At 47.3% G+C, this 21,425-nt stretch carries 16 protein-coding genes; 7 read left to right on the top strand and 9 right to left on the bottom strand.

Annotation, left to right across the window (positions count from 1 at the left end; genetic code table 11):
* Positions 1-68: 68 nt before the first annotated feature.
* A complete protein-coding gene (gene epsE, locus MIC7113_RS31540; RefSeq protein WP_015211513.1) occupies positions 69-1,298 on the top strand; it encodes an exopolysaccharide biosynthesis GT4 family glycosyltransferase EpsE in 1,230 nt (409 codons plus the stop codon).
* Positions 1,299-1,405: 107 nt separating this feature from the next.
* Positions 1,406-2,536, top strand: coding sequence for a dTDP-4-amino-4,6-dideoxygalactose transaminase (rffA, locus tag MIC7113_RS31535; RefSeq protein ID WP_015211512.1), 1,131 nt, complete (start codon positions 1,406-1,408; stop codon positions 2,534-2,536).
* 147 nt (positions 2,537-2,683) lie between these two features.
* Here rffA and MIC7113_RS31530 read toward each other — a convergent pair whose 3' ends face one another.
* The 5 genes from MIC7113_RS31530 to MIC7113_RS37070 all read right to left on the bottom strand — a co-directional run bounded on the left by MIC7113_RS31530 (position 2,684) and on the right by MIC7113_RS37070 (position 8,275).
* Complete coding sequence (locus MIC7113_RS31530) at positions 2,684-3,958, bottom strand: glycosyltransferase family 4 protein (RefSeq protein ID WP_015211511.1); 1,275 nt, start codon at positions 3,956-3,958, stop codon at positions 2,684-2,686.
* Positions 3,959-4,067: 109 nt separating this feature from the next.
* Positions 4,068-5,186: a nucleotide-diphospho-sugar transferase gene (locus MIC7113_RS31525; protein WP_226883732.1), complete on the bottom strand. Its 1,119-nt coding sequence runs from the start codon at positions 5,184-5,186 to the stop codon at positions 4,068-4,070.
* A gap of 292 nt (positions 5,187-5,478) precedes the next feature.
* The gene (locus MIC7113_RS31520; RefSeq protein WP_015211509.1) at positions 5,479-6,465 is read right to left on the bottom strand and encodes a glycosyltransferase family 2 protein; all 987 of its coding nucleotides are present in this window, start codon (positions 6,463-6,465) and stop codon (positions 5,479-5,481) included.
* 170 nt (positions 6,466-6,635) lie between these two features.
* Positions 6,636-7,733, bottom strand: a complete 1,098-nt coding sequence (gene rfbB / locus MIC7113_RS31515) for a dTDP-glucose 4,6-dehydratase (RefSeq protein WP_015211508.1) — start codon at positions 7,731-7,733, stop codon at positions 6,636-6,638.
* A 380-nt stretch (positions 7,734-8,113) separates the two neighbouring features.
* Positions 8,114-8,275, bottom strand: coding sequence for a hypothetical protein (locus tag MIC7113_RS37070; RefSeq protein WP_155898308.1), 162 nt, complete (start codon positions 8,273-8,275; stop codon positions 8,114-8,116).
* Between the two features lie 190 nt (positions 8,276-8,465).
* Here MIC7113_RS37070 and MIC7113_RS31510 point away from each other — a divergent pair, with 190 nt between their 5' ends.
* Both MIC7113_RS31510 and MIC7113_RS31505 read left to right on the top strand, forming a co-directional pair.
* The gene (locus MIC7113_RS31510) at positions 8,466-8,987 is read left to right on the top strand and encodes an SHOCT domain-containing protein (RefSeq protein ID WP_015211507.1); all 522 of its coding nucleotides are present in this window, start codon (positions 8,466-8,468) and stop codon (positions 8,985-8,987) included.
* Between the two features lie 45 nt (positions 8,988-9,032).
* On the top strand, positions 9,033-9,575 hold the full coding sequence (locus MIC7113_RS31505) for an SHOCT domain-containing protein (RefSeq protein ID WP_015211506.1): 543 nt from the start codon (positions 9,033-9,035) through the stop codon (positions 9,573-9,575).
* A 337-nt stretch (positions 9,576-9,912) separates the two neighbouring features.
* Here the strand turns inward: MIC7113_RS31505 and MIC7113_RS31500 are convergent, their stop codons facing one another.
* Both MIC7113_RS31500 and MIC7113_RS35200 read right to left on the bottom strand, forming a co-directional pair.
* A complete protein-coding gene (locus MIC7113_RS31500) occupies positions 9,913-10,092 on the bottom strand; it encodes a ribbon-helix-helix protein, CopG family (RefSeq protein WP_015211505.1) in 180 nt (59 codons plus the stop codon).
* A 78-nt stretch (positions 10,093-10,170) separates the two neighbouring features.
* Complete coding sequence (locus MIC7113_RS35200; protein ID WP_015211504.1) at positions 10,171-10,332, bottom strand: ribbon-helix-helix domain-containing protein; 162 nt, start codon at positions 10,330-10,332, stop codon at positions 10,171-10,173.
* A 562-nt stretch (positions 10,333-10,894) separates the two neighbouring features.
* Between MIC7113_RS35200 and MIC7113_RS31495 the strand changes: the two genes are divergently transcribed.
* The 3 genes from MIC7113_RS31495 (at position 10,895) to MIC7113_RS34075 (ending at position 17,061) form a co-directional block, all read left to right on the top strand.
* The gene (locus MIC7113_RS31495) at positions 10,895-11,092 is read left to right on the top strand and encodes a hypothetical protein (protein ID WP_015211503.1); all 198 of its coding nucleotides are present in this window, start codon (positions 10,895-10,897) and stop codon (positions 11,090-11,092) included.
* 199 nt (positions 11,093-11,291) lie between these two features.
* Positions 11,292-11,534, top strand: a complete 243-nt coding sequence (locus MIC7113_RS31490) for a hypothetical protein (RefSeq protein WP_015211502.1) — start codon at positions 11,292-11,294, stop codon at positions 11,532-11,534.
* A gap of 1,096 nt (positions 11,535-12,630) precedes the next feature.
* Positions 12,631-17,061 carry a DUF3987 domain-containing protein gene (locus MIC7113_RS34075; RefSeq protein ID WP_015211500.1) on the top strand — a complete coding sequence of 1,477 codons (4,431 nt, stop codon included), beginning with the start codon at positions 12,631-12,633 and terminating at the stop codon, positions 17,059-17,061.
* 138 nt (positions 17,062-17,199) lie between these two features.
* Here the strand turns inward: MIC7113_RS34075 and MIC7113_RS31475 are convergent, their stop codons facing one another.
* Together MIC7113_RS31475 and MIC7113_RS31470 are read right to left on the bottom strand one after the other, a co-directional pair.
* A complete protein-coding gene (locus tag MIC7113_RS31475; protein ID WP_015211499.1) occupies positions 17,200-17,754 on the bottom strand; it encodes a chemotaxis protein CheW in 555 nt (184 codons plus the stop codon).
* Positions 17,755-17,849: 95 nt separating this feature from the next.
* Entirely contained in the window at positions 17,850-21,311 is a 3,462-nt protein-coding gene (locus MIC7113_RS31470; RefSeq protein ID WP_015211498.1) for a hybrid sensor histidine kinase/response regulator, read from the bottom strand.
* Positions 21,312-21,425 lie beyond the last annotated feature (114 nt).

The following is a 21,425-nucleotide window of genomic DNA, read 5'->3' as shown; positions in this document are numbered from 1 at the left end:
TATTTTCGACTGTAGTTTTCTTTTCATGATGACTGAGGTTACTGTATACAAATTTCAGTGATTTATTTATGAAAAAACACATTGGATATTTCGTCCCTGAATTTCCAGGACAAACCCATATTTTTTTATGGAGAGAGCGACAAGCCTTAGAAGAGCTTGACATAGAATCTGATTGGGTATCTACTCGATGCCCCCCGAAGTCTATTGCCTCCCATTCATGGGCTCAAGAGGCTCAAAAGAATACCGATTATTTAGTTCCCTTTACGATCAAAGATTTCTTTGGCGCATCGATAGAGTTACTCAGAGCAGGACCGTTTGCTTGGTTCCATTGCCTCAGTGTTATTACCAAAGCTAAAGACCTATCCTTAGCTCAAAAGCTGCGTCTGTTGGCGCTGATTTTAATAGGTGCCAAACTTGCTTGGCTAGCGAGGAAAAAAGGCTGGTCTCACATCCATGTTGCTTCCTGTGCTGATGCGGCGAACATTGCCATGTTTGCTTCAATTCTGTCAGGGATCACTTACAGTTTGTCACTCCTTGGTCCAACCCTAGAAGGATATGGGCCAAATCAGGAACAAAAATGGACTCATGCTTCCTTTGCCCTGATCATGTCTGAACTGCTCTTCAAGGTGGCTCAAGATAGACTGGCTGGTTTCCTACCCCAACAAGTCGTCATCGCTCCGGTGGGCGTCAATCTGGATGAAATTAAACGTAATAGCCCGTATATTCCTTGGGAAGCGGGTACTCCATGCCAAATCTACACTTGTGGGCGTCTCAACCCGGTGAAAGGACACAAGTACCTCGTAGAAACTGTAAAATTGCTTCGAGAATGGGGATTTGACGTTCGGTTACAGATTGCTGGCGAAGACGAAAAAGGTGGTAGTGGATATCGTCAGGAGCTTGAAAAATTCATTCAAGAACAATCAATGTCCGATTACGTTGAGCTACTTGGAGCTGTTTCCGAAGAACGACATCGCCAGGGAATTGAAGAAGCTCATATTTTCGCTTTAGCTAGTTTGAATGAAGGAATCTCAGTTGCCATCATGGAAGCGATGGCAATGGAAATGCCAGTAATTGTAACGGATGTGGGTGGTAATTCTGAGTTGATCGATAACGGAGTTAATGCCATATTGGTACAACCCGAAAAACCCAAAGAAATGGCTGATGCTATAGTAAATGTCTTAAAAGACTCCGAATTGTCCTTAAGACTGAGGCAAGAATCGCGGAAAAAGGTTGCCGAAAAATTCCACCATCGAATCAGTGCACTAGCTTTAGTTCGGTGCTTGGAAAAAATTGGTTAGTTACCGAGAAGTTTTAGGTAATCTCGGTTTTGGTGCTTCGTTCCTCAAAGCTATTGATGCTAGCGAAAAGCTGACTTCTAATAACAAACTGCAAGCGGAGGTGACTTTTGTCTACAATTCCTTTTAACCAACCTTTTGCTGTTGGAAAAGAATTTGAGTATATTCGACAAGCCATCAAGAATGTACACACTTGTGGCGATGGACCTTTTACTAAAAAATGTCATACTCTCCTAGAACAGACCTTAGGAGTTTCTAAAGCGCTACTGACTACTTCTTGTACCCACGCCCTGGAAATGACCGCGCTGTTGCTGAATCTCCAGCCCGGTGATGAAGTCATTTTTCCTTCCTTCACCTTTGTTTCTACAGTCAATGCTTTTGTTTTACGGGGTGTCTATCCCGTCTTCTGCGACATCCGTCCAGATACACTCAATTTGGACGAGAACAAGCTAGAACAACTGATCACACCCCGTACTAAAGTTATTGTCCCCGTACACTATGCCGGGATTGGGTGTGAGATGGACGCCATTATGGAATTGGCTGGAAAATACGGTATTGCGGTTGTTGAAGACAACGCCCATGGGCTTTTTGGCAAGTACAAAGGGAAGTATCTAGGGACTATTGGATGTCTGGCTACTCAGAGCTTTCATGAGACAAAAAATTTTAACTGTGGTGAGGGCGGTGCTCTGCTGATTAACGATCCCCAGTATATTGAACGAGCTGAAGTTATCCGCGAGAAAGGAACCAACCGCAGTCGCTTCTATCGCGGTCAGGTAGACAAATATACTTGGGTTGACGTTGGTTCGAGTTATCTCCCCTCGGATATGCTCGCTGCCTACTTGTATGCTCAGCTAGAAGTCCAGGAGCAGATTCAAGCGAAACGGCAGGAAATATGGGAGTATTATCACAAAAATATTCAGGACTGGGCCGAGAAGCATGGCATCCGCTTTCCGATTGTGCCAGACCACTGTGAGCAGGCTTATCACATGTTCTACTTGTTGATGCCTTCCCTGGAAAAGCGCCAAGCCTTGATTGCTCACTTGAAAGCTCAGAATATCATCAGCGCTTTCCACTATCTGCCCTTGCACTTGTCGGAAATGGGACAGAAGTTTGGCGGTAAGGAAGGAGACTGTCCAGTGACTGAAGATGTGAGCGATCGCTTAGTCCGTCTACCGTTTTACAATGACTTAACCGAGGCAGACTTAGCTAGAGTGGTAGCCGCCATTTGTGAATTTGATTAAGGAAAGATGCAAAATCCAATTTTTTGGCTTGTATTCTAGCTTCTGCAAAACCTTTCATCCCCTCTTGCTTCAAAGATTACGAGAGGGGAAATAATCTCTATCTTTGGAGAGTTTACCATTCAAAACTTTTTGCTCATGTTCAGAGTTCTATATTGCCCTGCCTGAACCAATACATTGTGTCGGCTTTTCGGCGCAAGTCTCTTGATAAATTTCCAGGATTCGGTCAACTTTACGCTCCCAGTCAAAATACTTCTGGACACGCTCAAGTCCTGCGCGTCCCATAGAGAGCCGAAGTTCAGGTGACAGGGACAGCTTGATCATGGCGTCGGTTAACTCGTTCACAAATGCTTCTTTTGAAGTCGGGTCAATCAAAAACCCGCAGGTGGAATCCAGATAATCGGCAGGGCCACCCCAATTTGTGGCAATTACTGGCAGTCCCATAGCCATAGCTTCCAGAACCACTGCCCCACCGCATTCCAGCAGGCTGGGCAGAACCATTCCGTCAGCTTGCTGTAGCTTCTTGGCACACTCTGCTTGAGACAGCCAGCCCGTAAATATAACACTGTCAGTCAATCCTAGGCGTTGCGAGAGGGCTTCCAGTTCCTGCCGTAGCTTGCCATCGCCGATGATTTCTAGGATGGCATCGGTTTGGGCGGCAACAGGTTGGAAGGCTTCTAGCAGCAAGTCTACCGCTTTCCAGTCCACCAACCGACCGACGTAGACAAAACGAACCCTCTGGTTCGGCTCCTTCGGGACTGGAGCCACAGGTCGCCACACGGATAAATCTACCCCATTGTCCACCAGTTCTATCACTGTGCCGCGCAAACCCTTCGGTAGTGACTGTTTCGTCCGCTCATTAGCTACGAGCAGTGTCTTGGCTCTTAGCTTGCCTGGAAGAAGGCGATTGCAGAAATTAGAAACTTGGCGACCGACGGCTATCGTCAATTCCTCAAAATAGTTTTGGCGAGAGCGGAATGCTGGCGGAAATTCCATACCACCGTTTAGGGGGCCGATGATGACAGGAACTCCCAGTCCGAACATCAGTGACGGGTATTTGGGTGAGAGCGGGATTGGCTCGTGAACTAAATCGATTTGGTACTCGCGAACCAGTTGGTGGATTAGGCGGCGCTGGATACTTTGTGTATACAGATGACTGAGCAGCCCCATTGTGACCTCCCCCGCCCGTCTCGGCAAGCGCTGTTCGCAAAACCATAACAGCCGATGCAGCCAGGTGTCAGGGACAAAGTGCATGTATGAGCAATCCTCTGGATACATGGCTTGCAGTTCCGCTTGTGTGCGGGAATGCACCACTAGGTGGGCTTCAATATTACGCGATCGCAGTACCCGAAAGTAATGCAGTGGATCGAACGCTTCACCTCCGAGTTTCGCCGAGGCATTTTCCGCCACAATCACTACTCGCATCCTTGACGTTTCTCCTCTAGTTCTCGATCAGTCATGTTCCTCATCTTCTTTGTCCCTGTACGAGTTCGCTCAACTCAAGTGCGTTACAACAAGACCTTGACTTTTAGCTTTATTCGTGCATGGCTTCGAGAGGTGAGGACTCTAGGTTGAAGCTCTCATCGAGACGGTAGCGACCAATACGGAGCAGACGACGGGCGTGACGAACCCCAGCGTCAAAAACAGCTAGAGGTAAACCTTGCAGTATGGGATGACCCGCAGACAGGGTGGCAAAAAGGCGTGCAGGAGTACTTTTAATCTCCAACCAGCTCGTCTCTTCCCCAAGCTGTTCTTGGTATTCGCGGGCAATAGCTGTATAGGGAGAAAGTTCTAAGTGTATGTAATCGTAGTATCGCCGCAGCGAAGAGAGAAACCGCTCCTCAGCACTCCAAACCGCTCCCGGAGATGGAGCTCTCTCCCAAGGTTTACCGCCTTGAGAGTGGATAAATATGGGCAACCTCTGGCGGAGGTTGCTCAATCGTTCGGTGGGAGTGTAGCCCGCAGGTCCGAAACATTGAGCGATATCGCTGCCTCGCACCAGCATCTCGACAGGGATGTCAGAAAATTCTGTCGAGCAAATTAGCGCCGTGAACACTTCCATATCCGAAAGCATGTGCATCGGACGCTCGTAGTAGGGTCGGCTTATTGCCCTCCTATATGCCGGGTGATTGAGCATTGTTTCCCAGGCTTTGAGGAGTTCAACATGCCGAGACGTCACTCGCGTAATTGCCGTGTTGGCTGTGGCGGGAAGTGTCCGACCTGGCTTCAGCCCCCAAGCAACGGTTCGGTGGGTTCCACCTTGGTGCTGTCCCCAGTAACCTTCTTGGGCAACAACCACCGTTTCGTCGTCAAGGTGCGCGAAGTGTGGGCGGAAATCCTGGGTGATCAGAATGTCTGTGTCGATCCAGATCACGTCGCGATGACCCTCATCGAGACAGCGCAGAAGAACCTTCGGCTTCACGTTCCAACTGAGTCCGCCGAGATTGGGGTCGCTGAGCAGTTGGGCGTTAGGCAAGGCGGCAACCCAGTCACGAAAGGAGTCAGGGGGATGAGGACAGCTAATGATGATGGGTAGGTTTGGGCAATAGCGTGCGAGGCTCAAGACGGTAAGCTTTAGCCCAACTAGATATTCAACCCGATCTTCATGGACGCAGACAATCATCGGTTCAAGCCCTCTTGAAACGGCGTCCATGAGTCCCGCGTTACTTTCGGTAACTTATACGCTTGGGGAGAAAGTCCTAGGGGTTGTAAGGTCGGTAAATGCTTCGGTAAATGCTTCATAGTCAAGGCAAGCTCATCGAGCTAAAAATCCCAAGCACGCTTTCTGCTCTAGGTGTGTCAATTTAACATTGCTGTGACGGATTGTCACAAAAGCTGAACAATAATCAACGGCTCTTGCGATCTTCGCTTCGCTATCGAATTTGCTCAGACATGGAACTGTTGATTAACCCTGACGTTCGCTCTTGCAGTGCTCTCACGCATCGTCACTGCTTATATTCAATCAGTGTACTTTGGCTGCCCTTGAGTCGAGCGCGTAAAAAGCTCAAGGCTCCTTCTACCTGTGCAAATTTACCCACGGTACAAGAAAGGGCATAGAGAGCCGCGTTCTTACTGCTGAGGTTTTGGCGGCGCAAGCTGAGGAACGTGCGAATGAACTGCAACGGATATACGAGCAGTAGTAACAAACTTAAGCCGTGGGTTAGCCATGCTGTCCCCAAGGCTAATAAAGGAATAAACAAGCCCCAGAGCCAAATACTCCGGGTTTCCTTGACCCAATGCCGCTCTGGTTCGCCCCCATGCAACCAAGACCCTTCCGCGTAAGCATGACCCGCACGAGTTGCCCGTTTCCACCACTGACCCAACCGGGTCATTTGTGCGTCATGTAGGGTCATTTCCGCATCGAGACGGAAAATTTTCCACTCGTTCTGGCGCAGTCTGACGCAAAGTTCGGGTTCTTCCCCAGCAATCAGCGTGGGATTGAATCCGCCAACTTGTTGGAACGCTTTGACACGCATCATGGAATCTCCCCCGCAGGCTTTGGTCTCGCCGACTGGAGTATTCCACTCTATGTCGCACAATTGGTTGTAGATTGTCTGTTCGGGGAAACGCTCTCGCCGACGACCGCAGACCACAGCTATGTTTGGGTTGGATTCAAGTTCCTTTTCGGCGCGATCAATCCAGCCTTCAACAATCTCACAGTCTCCATCCACAAATTGGACAAAGTCCAGTTGGGGTTCGACTGAGAGCAGATGGTCGAATCCCGCATTTCTGGCACGAGCAGCCGTAAAAGGGGTGGACAGGTCAAGTTCTACCACATCCACGCAAGAGCGTCGCGCCAACTCGATGCTGCCGTCCGTCGATCCAGAATCGACATAGACAATGCGTGCCACTTTCCCGGTTACGGAATGCAGGCACTGGCGAAGGCGATCGCCTTCATTTCGTCCAATAACAACTAATCCGACTCGCGTCAAGCCTTACCTCCCAATTGGATTACTAAGACTCGGTTGTTCAGTCTTTTTAAAGACATCTTAGCGGCACTCTCAAGTGAGTTCTGCGAGTAGGTCAACCCTGAAGGACAATCAATGTTTCGGTATTTTCTAATCTATCCTTGATCAACTCCGCCCTGAAAGACCCCAACGGTCTAAGCGTAAACGCGGGCGTAGTATTCTTGATACTCTTTTGACAGCAAGGGTCGCCACCAATCTTCATGAGTCAGATACCACTCAATGGTTTGACGCAGTCCCTCTTCTACGGTTACAGAGGGAGACCAACCCAGTTCTGTTTTAATTTTAGTCGCATCAATGGCGTAACGGCGGTCATGTCCCGGTCGGTCTTTCACAAAGGTAATGAGTTCTTTTGCCGGTTTCACGGGTAGGTTGGGCGCTAACTCATCCATTAGGTCGCACAGCATGTGAACGAGGTCAAGATTTTTGACTTCGTTGTTTCCGCCGACGTTATAGGTTTCGCCGGGAACCCCTTTGTGGATGACGGTATCGAGTGCACTGCAATGGTCTCGGACATACAGCCAATCCCGAATGTTCTGTCCATCCCCGTAAACAGGCAGGGGTTTGCCCAGGAGGATGTTGATACACATCAGGGGGATTAGTTTTTCGGGGAAATGGTAGGGACCGTAATTATTGGAGCAATTGGTGATGATGGTCGGCACACCATAGGTATGGTAGTAAGCGCGGGCGAGGTGGTCGCTACCTGCTTTGGATGCCGAATAGGGGCTATTGGGGGCGTAAGGGGTGGTTTCGGTAAACGGGTGGTCGTCTGGCCCAAGCGTCCCATAGACTTCATCAGTAGAAACGTGGAGGAAGCGATCGCTATTCTTGCTGCCTCGACCATCCCAATGCTGCCGGAAGCTTTCCAAGAGGGTGAAGGTGCCAACGACATTGGTGCGAACGAAGGCATCTGGTCCTAAAATCGAGCGGTCAACGTGAGACTCCGCCGCAAAGTGAGCCACGGTGTTAATCGCTTCTTCTTCGAGCAGATTATCGACTAAGGCGCGATCGCAAATATCTCCCTGGACAAACCGGAAATTTTCCAGTCCTTCTAACTCTTTGAGTGTGTTGCGGTTCCCGGCATAGGTGAGGGCGTCCAGCACCACTACCCGATCGCTCTTGTAGTGTTCACACCAGTGATGGACGAAATTCGAGCCAATAAACCCAGCACCTCCCGTAATCAATAATCGGCGAGGTTCTTGAGACGAAGATTGTTCTGATTGAGAAAAGGTCATAGTAGTTTTAAATCTTTTCGCTTTAGCTCGATTTGACGGTCGTCACGACTGAACGATTCCGCCCTAATCAAATAGTTGGGCAGGGCTTTATTCGGAATTGGGCGATGAAGAAGGCAACCCCTACAAGGAACATCCCGTTGTGCTAACGGACGGGTTAATCAAGATCGCACCAAAAGCCGCTATATTTTTTTGGTTCTACCTGTGTCCGAGTTTGGCTTCTAGAGATGCCTAGTGTCAACAGCTTTCAGCTTCTCGATATTCGGTAAGATTCTCCATCATTCTACTCACAGTTATCTGGTGGGTTACGGCTGCGTGTAACCTGCCTTAATTACTGCATTACTGCATTACTGCATTAAGACCTTAATTACTGCATTACTGCATTACTGCATTTTCAGCAGCATTTTTACCAGTCCCTGCACAGGACTGGCTTTCGTCTTGAGCGTGACTTCCTGATAACTACAGTCAGTACTCAGTAGGATGCGACTTCTCTCGCGTAACGCATCGATGTCGATGAGGTAACAGGCATTTGGTGGGTTAGGCACAGCCGTAACCCACCCTACTTACTGACCTCCACAGTGGGGGGGACTGTATTGGCAAAAAATATAACCGTATTTTCACTGATATACCAAATTACAAAAATTTTTTTTCAGTAATTTCGCCAATGCGGAAAAACTACAGGAATGAGAAAACTAGATAAGTCACAAAAAATTATTAACTCAGGAAGCCAAGGAAATGAATAAAGATACATTGGAAAATCAACCTAAAAATCAATGTAATCCATTCATTCCTACGAAAAGAGATATAGCACGAACTGAGGAACTGTCTTCTAAAAATGCTGTTATAGCAGGAATCTTAAGCTTTATTTTTTTACCAGGTGGACTCCTTTACTTAAATAGAGGAATCAATAGTCTTAAGATTTTAGGCTATGTTTTTGCTGTTAGCTTCATGTTTAACTTAGTAACAAAAGCAGAAGAAAATTCAAAAAGCTTTAGCAATTTGCTGGGTCTGATAGGAACTGGAGCTATAACAGCCGAACAAGTAATGGCAGTTAATAAAGCTCAACAGCGGCTACAAAAACAATCCTCATCGGTTTTAGCTTATAGTTTCGAGAAAAACGAAAAACAAGTCAGTGATTCTGAAACAAAACAAGAAGCTATAAACCAACTGAAGCAACTCAAGGAAAAATATGAAGTCAACGAAATTTCAGAAGAAGAATTCAAGCTACAAAAACAAATCATTCTGAGTTCACTGTAATTCCAAAACCTTTAGAGTTTGTTAATCCCAAAGGAGCCACTAGCCATGAATAAAATTTTCAGTAATCTAAGTCGGGCAATTAATGAAGGAATGTCTGAAGTATCAACTCAAACTTCAGCCGAAGCCCAAAGAAATGAAGAACTCTCAAAATTGGAAATCAAAATTAAGGAAATCGATATAAAAATTGAGAAAAGCTATACCCTAATAGGGCAGGCTGTTGCTGACACGCTTCGCAAAACTGAGCCTGTAATTCAGGAATTTATTGTGCCCTTATTCATTCCTATTAAGGAACTCGATTGGGAACGAGAGCAACTTCTAGAAGCCATAAAAGAAATCAAGGCTAAGCAAGCCGATCAACTAAAAGCACAAGAGCTAATCCGAACAAAAAAAGAAGTTCAAGCCGAACTACAAAAACTCCGAGAACTCAAAGACATGGGAGTAATTGATCCCGAAGAATTTGAAGTAACAGAAGCTAAGTTGAACAAGCGAATCCATAACTTTGAAAAGCTCTACAACTTAAAGGTTGCCTTTGATCGAAATTTAATTAGCCGGGATGAATACATGAGCAGAAAAGCAATACTGGAATAAGAAGAAAGCGTCTAAAACGTCAGAAAAGTGACAAAAAATTTCTGAGTGTTGAATATTTACCGTATAAGCCGCCTTGAGTAGGCGGTTTTTTATTGGTTGCCGTTGTGTTAAAAACAAGCAACTATAGGAGCGCACCCACCCCTCACCTTCACCTACTTATTCTCAGTTTCAGGCTCAGGCTCAGGCAGCGACCTGATGAACTCTCGCAGTATTTCTGTTTTGCCTCTGTAGGTCTTTTTGCAGAAGGCTTCTAGCCGCTTGTACTCTGACAGAGGCAGCTTGAATGTAGCCCTCTTTATCTCGTCACTTGCCATATTCGTGCCCAATTGCGGTGTGCCTACTTTTTCTCAGACTTAGGTTCAGGCTCTGGAGAGCGCGGAAGCGTCCGAATGAATTCCCGTAGGATATCCGTCTTAGTTCTGCCAGTCCTAAGGGATTCTTCCTCTAGACGCTCTAACTCGACTAGGGGTAAACGGAACGTTATCTTTTTCTGGATTTGAGCCGGGTTGCTTGCCATTGCCTTACATGCGCCATACAATACAGGTACAAAAAATGGATTAATGTATGGCTTATGAACTCAACAAAGAGTATGTGACTACTTCTTCTCAATTTCAGGCTCAGGCTCAGGCAGCGACCTGATAAACTCTCGAATAATTTCTGTTTTGCCTCTGTGAGTCTTTTGACAGTAGACTTCTAGCCGCTCGTACTCTGACTGTGGCAGCTTGATGCTTATTCTCCTTATCTCGTCACTTGCCATGTCTACGCGTTTAAGGTAAAGTCATTGTGAAGCAAAAGAACAGCCCTATAACAGCCTATGGAGCAGACTAACAGCAAGTAAACAGCTCCCAAGTCGGCAAGACTACTGTGGATACCCCAGCCCAAAAAAGGACTTCAAGAGAGTACCCATAAGAACACGCCGCCCGTCCAGACCGGGTCAGCAGTCCACCCAATGCACAACCGTGCATTAAGGCAAACACGACCCCCAAACAAGGAATCAAACAACACCTGGGAAAGCTATCACAGCCTTTTCCCAGGACAGAACCCTTATTCAGCTAAAACCCATTCTAAGCCCAAGCCCGTAGATGCTTCTCACCCAAGCGTCCAACCCGCCATACACATATCCCAAACAACTCAAAAGTAAATTCAGCACAGAACTTGCATAACCCCCCTAACCCCCGATGCTTTAGGGGGAACAGGAGTTGGAGTCTGACCTCCGGTTGCTAAGGGAAGAACAGGAGTCGGAGTCTAGCTTCCCCCCTTGAATTCGGGGGGACTGAGGGGGGTAAACAGTGCAGGAATCAAAACCGTAAATTGCAACCATGACCCCAACCAAAATTCACCTCATCACCGTCATCCAAGGACTCATCTTACTCGTGTACAAAGATGCCCACGCACACCACTTTGAAGCCCTTTCTCTCAACGGCGTAGTCTACCGTCATAGCGGCACCTATTACAGCGCTAAGAGTGCTGAAGCCAAAGGCAGACAATGGATTAGGGAATTAAGACATAACAAATAAACTCCCTCTCCAAACCACACAACCCAATAATTACTGCATTACTGCATTACTGCATTACTTAATTAAGTACTTTATTGCATAGAAAAACAAAGGAGCAGAACCTCCAAATACCTATTGCTGAATCACACAAAAACAATTAAATTATCTGCTATGCTGTTATCACAGCACACGGCTAGACATAACGCATCTGGGAACTTAGATGATGACGAATATCCAGAAGCAACAAACGCTGGAAAGGGACGACTACCTCAGGTTTCGATTGCCTGAGGCACTAAAAGAGCGATTTAAACTGTATTGCTACCTGAAAGGGATAACGATGTCAGATACCGTCCGCGAAATGATAGAAGAAGTTCTCCGAAACGAGAACCTAGAAGAACTGTTACAGGAAAAACTGTTACAGGAAAAACGCCGAGACACCCTCAAAGAGGAAACCGACGAATAAAAGTAAACATCCCCTAGCATCCCGCTAGGAAACAAGAAGAGCACAAAGGGTTCAAGCTGCTTCCAACCCAAGTTAAAACCGTGCTCCCCACGGCCTTGTACTTATTTGCCTAAATTCTCGGCTGATAGAGTGCATCTTGCCAGTCTTGACAACGTGGGAATGGAAAACATTCTCCATATTGTCCAGGTTTGTTCTGTCGATATAACACCACATATCTAACTCTCCCTTCCCGAGACTAGCAACAGTGGTAACACTTACGTCACAGAACTCCCCTAAAGCCAAGAATCTTACCGTCTTGATCTTGACTCGGAAAGACTTCGCAATGAAAAGCCACAAGCTGAATTTTGACAAATAATTAAAGGCCGGTGCTGCCCCAAGTTCTTGCCTAACCAAAGCAGCAAACCAGCCCTGTAAATGAAAGCACCCACGCAGCTAAGAACTGAACGTGGATACCTTAAAGATATGAAACTTTCTGTACTTCATTCTACCCCAAGACCTGGCAGAATTACTAGCCTCGCTTCACCAAATGAGACTCAAGCAAATTTAAAAAAACAGATAGGTAGATCCCCGATAAAAGATCTACCTATAAATGTAAATGTAATGTACACGTTACAAGCGATAGCTTTGGCGATAGTTCTTAGCTACCGACATTTCTACCGCCGACACTTCCAATGTCACGACACACGTTATGTCGGCACACACGCAATGTCACTTCAAATGCACACGTTATGTCACTTCAAATGCACACGCAATGCCACTTCAAATAAACACGTTATGTCACTTCAAATAAACACGTTATGTCACTTCAAATGCACACGTTATGTTACTTCCAATGCACACGTTATGTCAGCACACACGTTATGTCACTTCCAATGCACACGTTATATTACTTCAAATGAACACATTATGTTACTTCAAATGCACACGCAATGCCACAATGAATGCCACTTCAAATGCACACGTTATGTCAGCATACACGTTATGTCACTTCCAATGTACACGATAATTCCGTTGTTTGACTACAGGTCTAGCCGCTCAAACCAACAGCTAGAGCTGATATCTAACCTGTACACGGTTAACCAGGGAGGTAAATGAGATGGTACACACTCCAATTAATCGAGACATATCTTCAGAACGCCAAAAAGTTATTGACTGGCTGATCTCTCACAACTACCCAGTCCTACCGGTAGCACCCGCTCAATCGGCCTGGAAATATTACAAAATCGCTCCAGGAAACGAAGATCAAGGTGTATGGGCACACTGTCCAGTTACAGCAGACCTCCAGCCGATACCCCTTTACACTGGCAAAAATCCATCCTTTATAGACGTAGAAGGCAACCCTCGCTTAATCAATCATCGGAAGTATCAGAAGCGACTCCCAAAACGTTCAGAGATAAAAGCCTGGTTTACCAATCCTAGCAACGGGGTTGGAACGCTTGGAGGTTGGAACAAGACCGTCTGGCTCGATTTTGACGTTAAGCAGTTCCCAACCCAGGAAGAGTGTGACACGGCTGCCTTGTCAATTCTGAAACATCCTGAATTGAAGCAGACATTCATTGAGCGATCGCATTCAGGTGGCTGGCGAATTGGCATCAAAGTTAAACAAAAACCCAACTTTACCAACTTCTCCCTAACACCTGGTGGTCCTCATATCGGCGAAGCGCTCTTTGAAGGACGCTTTACCGTGTTAGCTCCCACAATTGGGCCTTCTGGCAATCCTTATCAATCGATTCAACGCGCGATCCCCGTAGAAGTCGAATCAATGGATGCGATCGGAATCTATTCCACAAAAAAAACACACACAAGTGGAGAAAGTGGAGGAAGGAAATTAAAGGATGAAAAACCTCTTCGTACTGGACAAAACCCCGCTACGCTAACATCCTTTACACATCAGCCTTCTGTGGGCTGCATCCCACTGGATATGTTGGGCAACGACATCAGTCGCGACATTTTACACGGCAATTGTCCAACAGGCTCCAACGGAGCGCAACTGAAGTTTGATCGCTCAAAAGCTCTGACAACAGCTACTAAAGAATGGTACGGCTGGCAGAACTGGGCACAGTCCAATGGCATCTCGATCTTTAGCGATGCAGTGACATTAGCGCATTACGCTGGCACTCAGTTAGGACTGGACTTCGACCGAATTAATCGCATTCTCCACACAATTGATCCAACCTCTTGCCATCCAGCCGCACTCTACCGAGGTGGTGAGGAGAGTTGCTGGAAAAAAGTTTATCGGCTGGACAAGGCAACGTTTAAAGCCAAATGTCCAGCCCATATCCAAGAAGTTATTACCACAGAGTTTTGCCACGGCAGTGGGAATGGTTCTGGAGGTGGTGGACGCCTATCTACAGGTGGCAGCCCCAATGGTGACGAAGACAACAGCAAAGATGATAACAACAGGGTCAGGGGAACAATGGTGGTTAAATCGCTTGAACAAAAGCCTTTCTTAGCAATAATCAGAAACCAAATCAAAGACATTCTGATTCAAGATTTACCACCCTCAGAACTACAAGCCGCTAAAATCAGAATCAGAACCAATAATCCTGCAATATCAGAGCGGGAAATTGCCCGGTTATTTGAAACGATAGACCAGGAATTGGAGCGAGAACAATCGAGGGAGCATTGCAGATCTGAAGTGGACAACCTCCTCCAACTTGGAGACCAATCCCTAAACTTGAGCGAATTTCTCCCCGCTGACCTTGCTCAACCCCTGACTCAGTTGGCACATTCTCTCAATATCCGTCCTGAGGTGTGTCTTACCTCACTCTTGGTCGCCGTTTCAAGTCTCCACAAAATTAAAACTGAACTCGTCATTCATAAAGGCCAAGGCTTCAGCGTTCCGCCTACCCTCTTTGCTGGGTTAGTGTCTGAGTCAGGACAGAAAAAATCGCCCATCCTCAAAGCCATTATCAAAAAGCCCCTCTCCGTTATCCAGGGGGAAAAACGAGAAGCTTACCAACAGGCTTTGACTCAGTACGAAAAAGACATTGTCATCTGGGATCGGTGCAAGTCAAAAGAGCGTTCTGAAAGATTTCCCCAGGGCAAACCCAAATCACCTCAACAGCGGCTTTATTACTTCACCAATGCCACCGGAGAAGGGCTTCTCTATCAGTTCCAAGCTCATCCCGATAAAGCACTTCTAGCTCTAGTCGATGAACTAGCAGGATTATTCGCCTCTCAGAACAAATATACCGGGGGTCGTGGAAGCGATCGCCAAGACATCCTCTCCGCTTTCGACGGCACAGGAGCAACTGTTTTACGCGCTGCTGGAACTAAAGCCGACCTCGATGGACTGCTTCTCTCCATCTACGGCACCATTCAACCAGACGTCCTCAAACAACTGATGAAGGACTGCTCCGATCCAGATGGTCAATGGGCAAGGTTCCTGTTTGTCAATCAACCTCTAGCGGCTGCCAAACTGGCTGATGAGGACAGCGACAGTTTTGATCTGACCGAGCATCTATTAAATTACTATCGTGCGATCGACCAACTTCCAAAAAGAGAATACAGACTCTCAAGGGAAGCATTCAAGCGTTACCAGCCCATCTATAACCAGCTAGAGCAGCTTCGTATCTCCCATCCCTCACCAGGCATGAGAGCTGTCTATTCCAAAATGGAAGGTTACATCGGGCGGCTGGCACTCAATCTTCACATCCTCTATGAACTCACAGCAGGTAAAACTCTCCCTGATCTAGAAATCCCACTTTCTATCATTGAACGTGCGATCGCACTAGCTAAGTTCTACATTGGTCAAGTTAAGCTGATCCACGCCAACTGTTCGACCGATTTGGGAGAAATGGCACCGAACTTAGCCAAGGTTGTGGAGTTATCTAAACGGATGGACAAAGCAACTGGCAATAGTTGGATTAAAGCCAAAACAGTTCAGACTGGCTACGATAGTCGCCACCGTCCACGACCTGATGTCATTCGTTCCTGGTTCAGGGAGTTAGAGGCGCTTGGGATTGGTTCCACACGCGGTTCCGGTATTCACCTGGAATATTCCTGGAAGTTACCTGACAGACCAATTGATGAACCAAAATCACCACCCTCTTCTGATGTAGGGAAAGTACATCTACGTGAAGAAGAAGAAAAATCAACAATTTCTCCACCGACTGAACCCACGCAAAATCTATCCTTTTCCCAATCGGAGGAAAAAGTAGATAGTCCTACCAAACTTGACCCAGACCCAAGCCGAACTTCGGTCACAAAGCCTGATTACTCAGACGACAACATAACTCACAAAGTTGATAGTCCTACCAAACTTGACCCAGACCCAAGCCGAACTTCGGTCACAAAGCCTGATTACTCAGACGACAACATAACTCACAAAGTTGATAGTCCTACCAAACTTGACCCAGACCCAAGTCAAACTTTGGTCACAAAGCCTGATTACTCAGACGACAACATAACTCACAAAGTTGATAGTCCTACCAAACTTGACCCAGACCCAAGCCAAACTTTGGTCACAAAGCCTGATTACTCAGACGACAACATAACTCACAAAGTTGATAGTCCTACCAAACTTGACCCAGACCCAAGTCAAACTTTGGTCACAAAGCCTGATTACTCAAACGACAACATAACTCAGGATGAAATTATTAATCCTGCAATGCTTGCAACTGATAGCCGTTATCTCCAGACCCAAAAATCTCTAGAAATCCCCGATTCTAGGTCTCCACTTTCTAACTGTGTTGACGGTTTTGCGTCGTCACAGACGGTGGATACTCCGAGGTCAAGGTCGTTGCCAGTGGCATCAACTTCTACTGTTTCCCAGGCTGAAGAGGCAGAAAGGAACATCAATCACCACGGAGCCACTCAAGTCCAATTCATCGTGTTTCCTGTGACGCAGCATCAAGAATCGAGAAACTTTGACTCTGCTGATACTGAGGTGTCTTTAGGATGGAAGGCTGTTCTAAATATTGCTGCTCCTCAACAAAATCTCGCCATTTCTGATAGCTCAGCTCCCGGACAGCACTCGACTGAAAGGCAAATCCAAGTCACCCTAGAGGAACTTAACAGCCCTTCAGAACTCCACCCCAAACAACAAATAAGTTTTGTGACAACAATGTCTTTAGAGTTACCTTCTGGGCAGAAAGACCCAGGAAAATTAACCAATACTGGTATAAACACCTTGCCTCTAATTGCTCTTGTCGTGAGCGCTATTCAGAAATATTACTCATCGAAGGAAGAGAGTAAAGGTGATTTACCCCCCCAAAATGTTGCTGAGGAATCTCCGGTAACCGCTGAACCCCAGGTTACAGAAATCGGTGCTGAAGTAGATCCATTCCCAGAAAGTGTGAAGCCAAGCTACTCAGAGGGCGATAGCAATAGCGAAACCTTAGCGAATTTACGAGCGTTTACGTTATCGAGTGTCCAAGAGTCTATACTGCGGCGTACTTTTTTGGAGAAGCCGCAGCGAAACGCATCGCACGTCTCTTTGCCTAACTGTTTTGTTTCTTGCGAAAAATTAGGCATATTGGGAGTCATGTGGATGGAAGTGACTACGCCAAGCTCAAGCGACTAATAATGAGAGAGCGAATAGTTGAGTAGAGTGTGACTCGAATGGGTATCTCTTTGAAGCATTGCGGCAAGGATAACCAATGTCTATTGGCGTGTCGATGAACCAAGAATCTCCGCACTTATAGGGCAGAGAGTGTCAACATCATGCTGGGGGTAAAGCCAGATCAGACTGAACTAACTGGTCTGGATTGAGCAAAAATAGGGGAGGTTGGTCGTTATTTCGTTTGATTAGTGCACTAACACATCGAAGATTGCCTTCAGAAAGATAGGACGCTGAGAGGGGGGCAAAAGCTGAGGAGGGCACACGCTGTAAAGTGGGTGGCTCGACAATCGGTAATCCTACTAATTGTCCAGAGGAACTTTGGACAATCAGTAAGTAATGTTGTACCGGAGCTGTATCAGTAGGTGCTTCTTCTGCTTGATGACTTATATCTTTGAAGGAATCTTTACTCGGTGTACCTCTAAAAATCCGATGTTCTACGTCTATGACAATTAACTCTCGCTCTTGATAAAGAGTTAGACTCACCCCACCACCCCCAGGTGCGCCATAAATTTTGTCTCCGGGGATCACTTTTTGGACAGCCCTAATCGGTAAGGCAAAGCCAACATCAAGTAGGCGAAAAACGATTAGTTGTTGGGTGACTTCGGCAACGCGCCGGCTTTTACGTCGGGACGCAAGAGGCGAAAAAATAGCCATAGCTGGGGATCGGGAATTGGGGATGAAAAGAAGGCAAGCTTGGGTGGCGAGTAGCGCGGTATCTTGTATACGTTCTATATTTCCAACCTTGGGATTTATCGGACGCCTGAAGGAATGGGCAATATTCCTCGACTTTCTGTAATCACCTCTCGAAGGGTTGTTAATAACTCTCGCTCGTTGTAGGGCTTAGAAAAATAGGCGGCTGCGCCTAACGTTATCGCCAGTTGTCGATGCTTCTCGCCACTACGAGAGGTAAGCATGGCAATCGGTAACTCGTTAAAAGCTGGGTCTGATTTGATTCGAGCCAAAAACCCATAACCATCCAGACGAGGCATCTCAATGTCACATATCACGGCACTAACCATCAATCCGCCCAACAGTTTTTCTACCGCATCTTGACCATCTTTGGCCTGTTCCACCAAATACCCGGCTTTTTCTAAGCCCAAGGCTAAAAATCGGCGGACATTGATCGAGTCATCAACAATGAGAATCGTGTCTTTTTGGCTTTGAGCGATTGGGGATTGAGGATTGGAGATGGGGGATTGGGGATTGGGGATCGCCTTAGTTTCATCTCCGGACGAATGAAGTGTCAAATTCCTCTTGTCTTCTTGACTCGTTCCGAGTCCCCATTCCCCAGCCCCTACGCCTCGCTCTGTTGGCGCACGCTCACTCTTGACCCAACGCAGCAGAGAAGCAGCATCAACCAGTGGTACCACCTTTCCATCGCCTTGGATCGTACAACTAGCAAAGCCAGGAGGCATGACCAAAGGTCCAGACACTTGACGAATAGCCACCTCTCGTTCACCCCAGCAGCGGTCTACAACCAGCCCGTGCAACTGCTCCCCAAGACTGACCATCAGCACTGTTGGTTCACCAATGCTGGGTACACCTTCAGGCGTTGTGACTCTCCGGGGGCAGTAAAACGTTAGCCACTCATCTAAACGAGTCAGGGGAACCATTTCCCCTTCCCATTTGAGGACTTCGCTGCCAGGGGTTTTATAAACCTGACCGACAGTGGGTAAGAGCATTTCTTCGATCACATCGGTGGGGAAGGCCAACAACATGCCATTACTTTCCACCAGCAAGACTCGCGCAACAGACAAGGTAAAGGGAACGGTGAGAGTAAAAGTTGTTCCTTGACCTGGAGTTGTATCCACTCGGATGTCGCCACGGATCTGCTTGAGGTTGTTGCGAACAACATCCATACCCACACCCCGACCCGATAGGTCAGTGACTCGCTCCGCCGTGCTAAAACCAGGCTCAAAAATCAGTGAGAGTAAATCGTCCTCACTGGCGGCAGCGAGTAATTCTGCATCCAAGCCCATGGCTTCCGCTTTGGCTCGGATTTTGTTCAGATTAATCCCTTTGCCATCATCACTGACGGTAATGATTGTCTGGTTACCCCGGTGAGCGGCTTTAATTTCAATCACAGCGGTTCTTGGTTTACCCTGCATCTCTCTTGCCTTCACGTCCTCAACCCCGTGGTCGAAGGCATTACGCACCAAATGCATCAAGGGGTCACTCAGAGCCTCCAGGATGGTTCGGTCAATTAGGGTTCCTTTTCCTACAACTTTGAGTTCAACTTGCTTGCCGTACTGTAAAGAAAGGTCTCGTAGAGCTCGGGAAAATCGTCCCACCAAATCGGATAAAGGCCGCATCCGGAGTCGGGTGAGGTGGGTTTGTAGCTGCTTGGCTGTTTGGTTTAACTCACGAGTTGTCGAGTCGGTATCCTCAAGCGTCAGTCCAATATCACTGGTGACTTCTTGAATTTGGACGATGGTTTCCATCACTTCCATCGACAACAAATGTAAGTCACTGTAGCGATCCATTTCTAAGGCATCGAACTGACTGTTCAGGGGGAAGGTGGTTTCATGAGGACTTGAGGATTGAGCAGATTTGGACGAAAAAGCCGTATTGCCCGGTTTTTCTTGTCCTCCGTGTCCCCAGTTTCCGCTCCCCAGTCCCCTCAAAAGAGTTCCTTCGAGAACTGATTGGGTTGCCACTGTGTCGTAGGTAGTCCGGAGGCGCATATTCGACTGCTCCAGATTACCAACTCGGCGGCTGAGGGTTTCCATCAGGTTACGTAAACGTCCTAAGTGCAATGAGAGTCCATTGCGCTCAATGGTGAGTTCCCCAAATAGCTCGTTGAGTCGATCAAGCTGCCGGACTGGAATTCGGACTGTGTTTTCCTGAGTTTCTGCCGTTTGAGGACTGGATGTGGAATCTGGCTTGACTTCTTGCCATTTGATATCTCTGGAGATAACTTCACTCTTAACCGTTTGAACTTCTCTAGAAAGAGAGGTGCTGCTTGTCGGTACCGCAACGGATTCTTCTGTGTACTCATCCTTGCTCTTGACGTACTGGGTCGTGTATGAACGAACCGGAGTTGGAGGAACCGTGGGCAAAGTCGTCGGTACATCAATATCAAAGGCTGCGGTCAATTCCTCCTCTTGCCAATTTTCCTCTACGAATAAGGAATGTTCTGCCGCAATGTCTTCATGGGTTGGGGAATCGATGGGGACGGATGCAGAAGTAGAAGTGTGATTGAAGGGTACTACAACAGGCCCTTCAAAAATCTCATCCATCAGATGTTCCACTTCCGCCTCGTCGGCAGTCAGTGAAGGAATTGGAATGTTAGTAAAGAAGGGAGTCGGCTCAGATGTATCGATGTCAAAGGCAGCCGCCAACTCCTCTTCTGAATAAATTAGATCGGTCGCTTCGATTTGGGTTGGAATCGAAATCGGTTGAGTTCTCTGATCTGTAGAGATGTCGAAAGGCATCTCTCCTCTCGACCAGTCGATTTGGGTCGGTAGGATATTCATTTGACCGACCAGGACTAAAGCTTGCGATCGCTTCCACGCCGTGAGTGCTGAAGAAGCAATCTCTCTCACCGCGTCTGGGGCCGCTTCCAGGTGTTGAATCACGGATTCACACAGTTGGGTAAAAGCTTCCAACTGTAGCATTTCGCCCAAGCCTCCCAGCTCTTGGGCCATAATAGACAATTCTTCCTCTAAGCAAGGCGTTTGTGGGTCATCTAAAACGGACTCCAGGCGTTTGAGACACCCCTCCACTTCCGTCTCAAACAGCAGCGCTGCCACATTGGTGCCGTCTTCTGCTCCCAGCATGGTGGCGGCATCATCTGCCACCGGGTCACCGAGACGTGATGAGAGCTGGTCAAACACCGGGGTGCCAACATTCACCATCCACTGTTGTTCAACGTCAGTCCCTTGGCGGTTGAGAACCAGCACCTGGCGCAGGCGATCCACGGCTACTAGTAGCAAGCTTTCCAGCTCCGGGTCAATAACGATGGAGTTTCTCTGAGCTTTTAAGACTTTAAAAGAATCTTCCAGACGGTGAGCCAGTTGACTCAAGCTCTGATACCCCATCATTCCAGCACCACCCTTGACCGAATGGGCTGCTCGCAGGACAGCATCCATTTGTTGGCCATCAATGTGGCTACCGGCTAGACCGAGGAGTACTGATTCAATGGTATCCAGGTACTCTTGGGCTTCTTCGAGGAACTGGAGCTGAATTTCACGTTCCTTGTCTTGTGACATGGTAGAAAAGGTGATTGTTAAATAGTCCGAGAGTCGATGAGTCCGTTAAAGGATGGTTCATGTTTGATAGGTTCTATCTTTCACGGTTGATAACCTGAGAACTCTGAACCTTTC

The organism is Allocoleopsis franciscana PCC 7113 (genome assembly GCF_000317515.1).
GTDB classification, from domain to species: Bacteria; Cyanobacteriota; Cyanobacteriia; order Cyanobacteriales; family Coleofasciculaceae; genus Allocoleopsis; species Allocoleopsis franciscana.
Note: the sequence above shows the minus strand (reverse complement) of the source record. Positions and strands in the feature narration are given on the sequence as shown.

Bases quoted from the DNA above. Each gene is read 5' to 3' on its own strand.
- epsE (WP_015211513.1), top strand. From the start codon at position 69: ATGAAAAAACACATTGGATATTTCGTCCCTGAATTTCCAGGACAAACC.
- MIC7113_RS31530 (WP_015211511.1), bottom strand. From the start codon at position 3,958: ATGCGAGTAGTGATTGTGGCGGAAAATGCCTCGGCGAAACTCGGAGGT.
- MIC7113_RS31525 (WP_226883732.1), bottom strand. From the start codon at position 5,186: ATGGACGCCGTTTCAAGAGGGCTTGAACCGATGATTGTCTGCGTCCAT.
- rfbB (WP_015211508.1), bottom strand. From the start codon at position 7,733: ATGACCTTTTCTCAATCAGAACAATCTTCGTCTCAAGAACCTCGCCGA.
- MIC7113_RS31510 (WP_015211507.1), top strand. From the start codon at position 8,466: ATGAATAAAGATACATTGGAAAATCAACCTAAAAATCAATGTAATCCA.
- MIC7113_RS31505 (WP_015211506.1), top strand. From the start codon at position 9,033: ATGAATAAAATTTTCAGTAATCTAAGTCGGGCAATTAATGAAGGAATG.
- MIC7113_RS31500 (WP_015211505.1), bottom strand. From the start codon at position 10,092: ATGGCAAGCAACCCGGCTCAAATCCAGAAAAAGATAACGTTCCGTTTA.
- MIC7113_RS35200 (WP_015211504.1), bottom strand. From the start codon at position 10,332: ATGGCAAGTGACGAGATAAGGAGAATAAGCATCAAGCTGCCACAGTCA.
- MIC7113_RS31495 (WP_015211503.1), top strand. From the start codon at position 10,895: ATGACCCCAACCAAAATTCACCTCATCACCGTCATCCAAGGACTCATC.
- MIC7113_RS31490 (WP_015211502.1), top strand. From the start codon at position 11,292: ATGATGACGAATATCCAGAAGCAACAAACGCTGGAAAGGGACGACTAC.
- MIC7113_RS34075 (WP_015211500.1), top strand. From the start codon at position 12,631: ATGGTACACACTCCAATTAATCGAGACATATCTTCAGAACGCCAAAAA.
- MIC7113_RS31475 (WP_015211499.1), bottom strand. From the start codon at position 17,754: ATGGCTATTTTTTCGCCTCTTGCGTCCCGACGTAAAAGCCGGCGCGTT.
- MIC7113_RS31470 (WP_015211498.1), bottom strand. From the start codon at position 21,311: ATGTCACAAGACAAGGAACGTGAAATTCAGCTCCAGTTCCTCGAAGAA.